We start from the raw sequence: 5221 nt of genomic DNA, 5'->3' as shown, positions 1-5221 counted from the left end.
TTGAAGTGCCGCGTCGAGCACTTCGATCCAGTGCCGCACCGGTGTGTCGGTGCCGCTTTGCAGGTGGGTGATGCAGCCGATGTTGGCTGACACGATTTGCTCGGTCTTGTCGGCGCCAAAGGTGGTGGCCAGGTTGCCCAGTTTGCGGTCACGCAGCTGGTAGGAGATGGCGGGGTTCAGCACGCTGTAGGTGCCGGCCGAGCCGCAGCACAGGTGGGGTTCGCAGCCGGTGGTCTTGACATTAAAGCCCAGCTCACCCATGTATTTCTCCACGCCGCCGCGCAGCTGCATGCCGTGCTGCATCGTGCAGGGCGGGTGAAAGGCAATGCGGCTGGCGCTGCCAGTGACCCGATCCTTGAGCTTGACGGAGAGTTCGGGCAGCCATTCGCTGACGTCCTTGGTGAGTTCGCTGACCCGCCGCGCCTTGGCAGCGTAATGCGGGTCGTCATGCAGCACGTGGCCGTAGTCCTTGACCATCACGCCGCAGCCCGACGCGTTGATGACAATGCCCTCCACACCGGCCTCGATGTGCGGCCACCAGGCGTCGATGTTGGCGCGCATGTGCGCCATGCCGCCGTCCTGGTCGTTGAGGTGAAACTTGACCGCACCACAGCAACCCGCCTTGGGCGCCACCACACACTGGATGCCGGCGGCGTCAAACACCCGCGCCGTGGCGCTGTTGATGTTGGGGCTCATGGCGGGTTGCACGCAACCTGCCAGCACCAGCACCTTGCGGTTGTGCGTGCGGGTGGGCGTGTGGCCCGCGCTTTTTTTCTCGGGCACCTTGTTCTGCAAGACCTTGGGCAAGAGCGAGCGCACCAGTTGGCCCGCGGCCATGGCCGGGGCAAACACCGGTGACGGCAAGCCTTCCTTCAAGGCCCAGCGCAGTGCGCGCTCGGCGGGCGGACGCTCCACCTGGGCGTCGACCAGCTTGCGCCCGATGTCGAGCAAATGGCCATATTGCACGCCGCTGGGGCAGGTGGTTTCGCAGTTGCGGCAGGTCAGGCAGCGGTCCAGGTGTTGCTGCGTCTTGCGGGTTGGCACGACGCCCTCGAGCACTTGTTTCATCAGGTAGATGCGCCCGCGCGGGCCGTCGAGCTCGTCGCCCAGCAACTGGTAGGTGGGGCAGGTGGCGGTGCAAAAACCGCAGTGCACACATTTGCGCAAAATGGCTTCAGCGGCCTGGCCGTCGGCGGTGCCCTGGTATTGGGGTGCGAGTTGAGTTTGCATGGTTTTTTGGCTTTAGATGTCCGCGTACATGCGACCCGGGTTGAAGATGCCTGTCGGGTCAAATTCGGCCTTGAGGCGGCGGTGGATCTGTTCAACCGCAGGGGTCAAGGGGCTGAAACGATTTTGGCCGCGGCTGCCGCCGGGCGCGATGAACATGCTGGCCGAGCCACCCACCGCAGCTGCGGCTTGGCGAAGTTGTGCCAAGGCCGATTCGGGCGCCCATAACCAGCGCTGGCCGCCATGCCACTCCACCAGTTGGGGCCAGGGCAGGTCGAGCACCGGTGCCGTTTGCGGCACGCTCAGGCGCCACAGCGCCGTGGGCTCGGTGGCATCGGCCGGTGCGGTGAAGAAAGGCAGTTTCAGGTCGCGGCAGGCGGTCCAGTCGGGCCCGGCCTGGGCGTTGTCCATGCGCTTGCCGGGCAGCTCCGACAGCATCTTGGTGCAGGCCGAGTCAACCGCTGCCACGGCGCCGCGCAAACGCACGAACAGCAGCTCGGGAGCGCCGGCAGCGGTCTCGTCACGCACCCAGCAACTGGCATTGAGCGGCAGCGGCTGCCCACCCCAGCGGTGCAGTTGCGCCAGCGCATTGGCCTGGTCCAGCCCAAACACCAATGTGGCCTCGGCTGGCGCCACCGGCAACACCTTGAGCGAGATCTCGGCCAGAAGTCCCAGCGTGCCCATGGCACCCACCATCAACCGTGACAGGTCATAGCCGGCCACGTTTTTCATGACCTGGCCGCCAAAAGTAAGGTGTTCGCCGCGGCCATTGATGAGTTGCAGACCCAGCACGTAGTCACGCACGCCGCCCACACTGCCGCGCGCCGGGCCACTCAGGCCGGCAGCCACCATGCCGCCGCAGGTGCCGCTCAAATCGCCAAATCTGGGTGGCTCGAACGCCAGGCATTGGCCCTTTTCAGCCAGTGCGGCTTCAAGCTCGGCCAGCGGGGTGCCGGCGCGCACCGTGACCACCAGCTCGCTGGGTTCGTAGCTGACGATCCCGCGGTACGACGTGGTGTCGAGCAACTCGCCTTGCAGCGTTTCGCCGTAAAAGTCTTTGCTGCCACCCCCCCGAATGCGCAAGGGGGTGCGCTGTGCCGCAGCGGTCTGGATGTGTTCTATAAGGTGTTGCAGGGCGGTGTCCATAGGAGTTCACTGGTGTAACGGTGGCTCCGATGGTAGAGCACAAGCCCGCAACTGCAGATTGAATTTTTCGAACACGAGGTGTTCGAAAACTTGTGCGCGTGTGCCCGGTTGAATCAGGGTGGCGCCACTGCTGGCCTTGCACCGTCTCACGCCATGCCGTGGCGTGATGGCCGAGCTCGCAGGCTGGGTTTGTCAGCGCTGCGCCAAATACCCCATCACGGTATTGCGCCAGCGGCGCAAGCGGGGCAAAGACTTCCAGAGCCAAAAAAGTCTGCCACCCCAGGCCAGTGCCCGCCCGGGCTTGAGAATCAACAGCAGCGCCAGCACACCAGCGGGCCATTGCGGATTTTGGTAGAGCCAGTTGAGGCCCGCCTTGGCCTGGTCGACCCAGGCCGCAGGGCGCTGCAGGCGCTGCAGGTCAGCACCGAGCTGCAGACGCAGTTCGGTGCTGCGAATCAGCAGGCGCTGTTGCTTTAGCAGCAGTTCAGCGGATGTCATGTGACGCTGTGGATGTGAAACTGGCGCGGTCGCGGTCAAGCTCGGCCAGGCTGACGCTGAACAGGTTGGACTCTGCGCTCAGGCAGCGCTTTGCAGCCTGGAGCAGCCACAGTCCGCCAGCCAAAAAGAGCAGGGCAAGCACACCCACCGCAGCCAGCCGATAGCCTTCCCACAGCAGCAAGATGACAAAGCCGCAGAACAGCACGGCAGCCACGGTCAGGCTGAGCAACGCCATCGCACCCCATAAAAGAGCAGAGGCAAAGCGTTGCTTTTCCAGCCCAAGCTCGGTGCCCAGCAGGGCCAGTCGCACCCTCAGCAGTTCAATGACCGAGCCCAGGGATTGCTGCAGCTGGCCAAACACCCCGGCGTTGGCGTCTGCCATCGGTTTTAGCGGCGGCTGATCAACAACCCGACCACCAGACCCACACCGGCTGCGATGCCGATGGATTTCCAGGGATTTTCATGAACAAACACATCGGTGGCGTGACCAGCGGCCTTGGCTTTTTCAACGGTGGCCTGCTGCAGGTGAATCAGCTCGGCCTTGGCCTGGCTCATGCGGTCGCGCACGCGCTCGCGCAGTTGCACGGCGCCCTCGCCGGCATGGCTGGCGGTGAGTTTCAGCAACTCCTCCGCATCGGCAATGCCCTGGTGCAGATCGTCCATGAGTTTGTCTTTGCTGTGTTGAATGGCGTCTGTCATGGTGAAACTCCTTGAAGGTTAAAACTGGAAAGTTTAGTTTAGCCCGGCTTGGGGCTGAATGCACGACTTTGAAAGTTTAGTTGTAACAATCATGAGAAATATCATGGCCATCAGCCCCGGAAAAAGTTGACTGGCAGGCCCGCAACATCAACCCGCATCGACAACACACCGCCCGACAGGGGATAAGCCGCCAGTTCGGTGGCGTTGCGGTGGTGGCGGGCGCTGGTGAGGTACAGGGTTTTAAGGTCTTCGCCGCCAAAACACGGCATGGTCGGGCATTGCAGCGGCACGGCAAATTCGGCCAACAGGCTGCCATCGGGCGCAAACTGGCAAACCCTGCGGCCCTCGAACATGGCGACCCAGTAGTTGCCCTGCACATCGACCGCGGCGCCATCCGGGCGACCCCGGTAGCCGCCGTTGCTGGCATCCAGCGCATCCGGCAGCCAACCCTCGGGCCGGGCCTTGAAGCGGGCAAACTCACGTTGTGCGCTCAGGCTGTTGGCGGCCTGGTCATGGTCCCACGCCCACACCGCGTGACTTGGCGTGTCGGCCCAGTACAGCGTGTGGCCGTCGGGGCTCCAGGCCAGGCCGTTGGCGGTGGTGGCGGGCAATTCAGACGGGCTGATCATGCAGCGCACTTGGGGCGCCCCGCTGCTGGCCATGTCGCGGGCATCAACGCAATACAGGGCCGCATTGTGCCGGGTCCGGGTCTCGTCGATGGTGCCCACCCAGAAGCGGCCCAGCGCGTCACACTTGCCGTCGTTGGCGCGCATGTGGGTGGGGTCATAGTCCAGCGTGGCAACGTGTTGCAGCGGCCCGCCCCAGGTGTGCGCGCGATAAACACCGTCGCGCAGCGCCATCACCAGCCCGCCGCCGGCCGCCGGGGCGATGCAACCGGGCTCCGACGGCACGTCCCAGGTCTCCACCGTGCCCATGTAAATGTTGGCGCGCAGGATCTGCTTGCCCGAAATATCCACCCAGTACAGCATTTGCTCGTGCGGGTGCCAGAACGGCGACTCGCCCAGGGCGGCAATGTGCGGGGTGACGGTTTGCCAGGCTTCTGGCGCATAGGTGGGGTTGGGGATCATGGTGTTTTCTCCTGGTGAAGATTATGAAGGGTGCCACCACGTCTGCCAGATATAGCTTGCGGTGAACATGCTGCAGCGCCGCGTGCAGCAGTTCATGCGCCACTAAACCACACGGTTGCGGTGGATCCTGCTTTTCGACAAACGTCGGGTTGAACCACAGCACTTTGCCATCGGTGGCTGCTGTGGCAAAGTCTTTCAGCTCGGCATTACGTGCATTCAGCGATCTGAGTGATCAGCAAGTCCTGTCAGGCAAATTTCGCCTGACAGGCGTAGCGCTTTGGTAGTTGTCGTGAAAGGTACGTGAACTGCCGGCCGCTCAGCCGCCCAGGGTCTGGATTGCGTGTGCGGGAATGGTCAGAGCCACTGCCGCCGTCCCGATCTGCACAAGGTAGCGCACTGGCTTGTCGCTGTCGTTCAGGACCACGATCGCCAGGCGGCCGTCGGGATTCAAGAACGCAGTGGTGTGCAGGTAGGTGCGGCTGCTCACCGCGCTGACGCGGAGCGCGCCGGGGCGGATGAACTTCGAGAAATGGCCCAGGTAGGAGAAGGTCGGCGTGAACGTC

At 63.7% G+C, this 5221-nt stretch carries 7 protein-coding genes and 1 pseudogene; all 8 read right to left on the bottom strand.

The genetic code is table 11. From position 1 onward, the window contains the following. Window positions 1-1230 (bottom strand): glycolate oxidase subunit GlcF (gene glcF, locus GPS82_RS13170; RefSeq protein ID WP_296495470.1); only part of this gene is annotated, 1230 nt, incomplete at its 3' end. A gap of 12 nt (window positions 1231-1242) precedes the next feature. Next, window positions 1243-2373, bottom strand: coding sequence for a glycolate oxidase subunit GlcE (glcE, locus tag GPS82_RS13165; protein WP_296495468.1), 1131 nt, complete (start codon window positions 2371-2373; stop codon window positions 1243-1245). A gap of 192 nt (window positions 2374-2565) precedes the next feature. Beyond that, on the bottom strand, window positions 2566-2871 hold the full coding sequence (locus GPS82_RS13160; RefSeq protein WP_296495466.1) for a YqjK-like family protein: 306 nt from the start codon (window positions 2869-2871) through the stop codon (window positions 2566-2568). Then, complete coding sequence (locus tag GPS82_RS13155; RefSeq protein ID WP_296495464.1) at window positions 2858-3253, bottom strand: phage holin family protein; 396 nt, start codon at window positions 3251-3253, stop codon at window positions 2858-2860. The genes GPS82_RS13160 and GPS82_RS13155 overlap by 14 nt, the downstream gene beginning before the upstream one ends. A gap of 5 nt (window positions 3254-3258) precedes the next feature. Next, a complete protein-coding gene (locus GPS82_RS13150; protein ID WP_296495462.1) occupies window positions 3259-3570 on the bottom strand; it encodes a DUF883 family protein in 312 nt (103 codons plus the stop codon). Window positions 3571-3680: 110 nt separating this feature from the next. Beyond that, on the bottom strand, window positions 3681-4658 hold the full coding sequence (locus tag GPS82_RS13145; protein WP_296495460.1) for an SMP-30/gluconolactonase/LRE family protein: 978 nt from the start codon (window positions 4656-4658) through the stop codon (window positions 3681-3683). A 67-nt stretch (window positions 4659-4725) separates the two neighbouring features. Then, window positions 4726-4878, bottom strand: a pseudogene (locus tag GPS82_RS13760) (hypothetical protein); the annotation flags it as partial. A 96-nt stretch (window positions 4879-4974) separates the two neighbouring features. After that, window positions 4975-5221, bottom strand: a 247-nt coding sequence (locus GPS82_RS13140; protein WP_296495458.1) for a glycoside hydrolase family 30 beta sandwich domain-containing protein, incomplete at its 5' end; no start/stop codon positions are given.

This window comes from Rhodoferax sp., from assembly GCF_011391645.1.
Classification (GTDB): Bacteria; Pseudomonadota; Gammaproteobacteria; order Burkholderiales; family Burkholderiaceae_C; genus Rhodoferax.
This window is presented reverse-complemented; position numbering and strand designations above follow the sequence as displayed.

What these genes read in the sequence shown, in the direction of transcription:
- GPS82_RS13145 (WP_296495460.1), bottom strand. Translation starts at nt 4,658, where the DNA reads ATGATCCCCAACCCCACCTATGCGCCAGAAGCCTGGCAAACCGTCACC.
- glcE (WP_296495468.1), bottom strand. Translation starts at nt 2,373, where the DNA reads ATGGACACCGCCCTGCAACACCTTATAGAACACATCCAGACCGCTGCG.
- GPS82_RS13155 (WP_296495464.1), bottom strand. Translation starts at nt 3,253, where the DNA reads ATGGCAGACGCCAACGCCGGGGTGTTTGGCCAGCTGCAGCAATCCCTG.
- GPS82_RS13160 (WP_296495466.1), bottom strand. Translation starts at nt 2,871, where the DNA reads ATGACATCCGCTGAACTGCTGCTAAAGCAACAGCGCCTGCTGATTCGC.
- GPS82_RS13150 (WP_296495462.1), bottom strand. Translation starts at nt 3,570, where the DNA reads ATGACAGACGCCATTCAACACAGCAAAGACAAACTCATGGACGATCTG.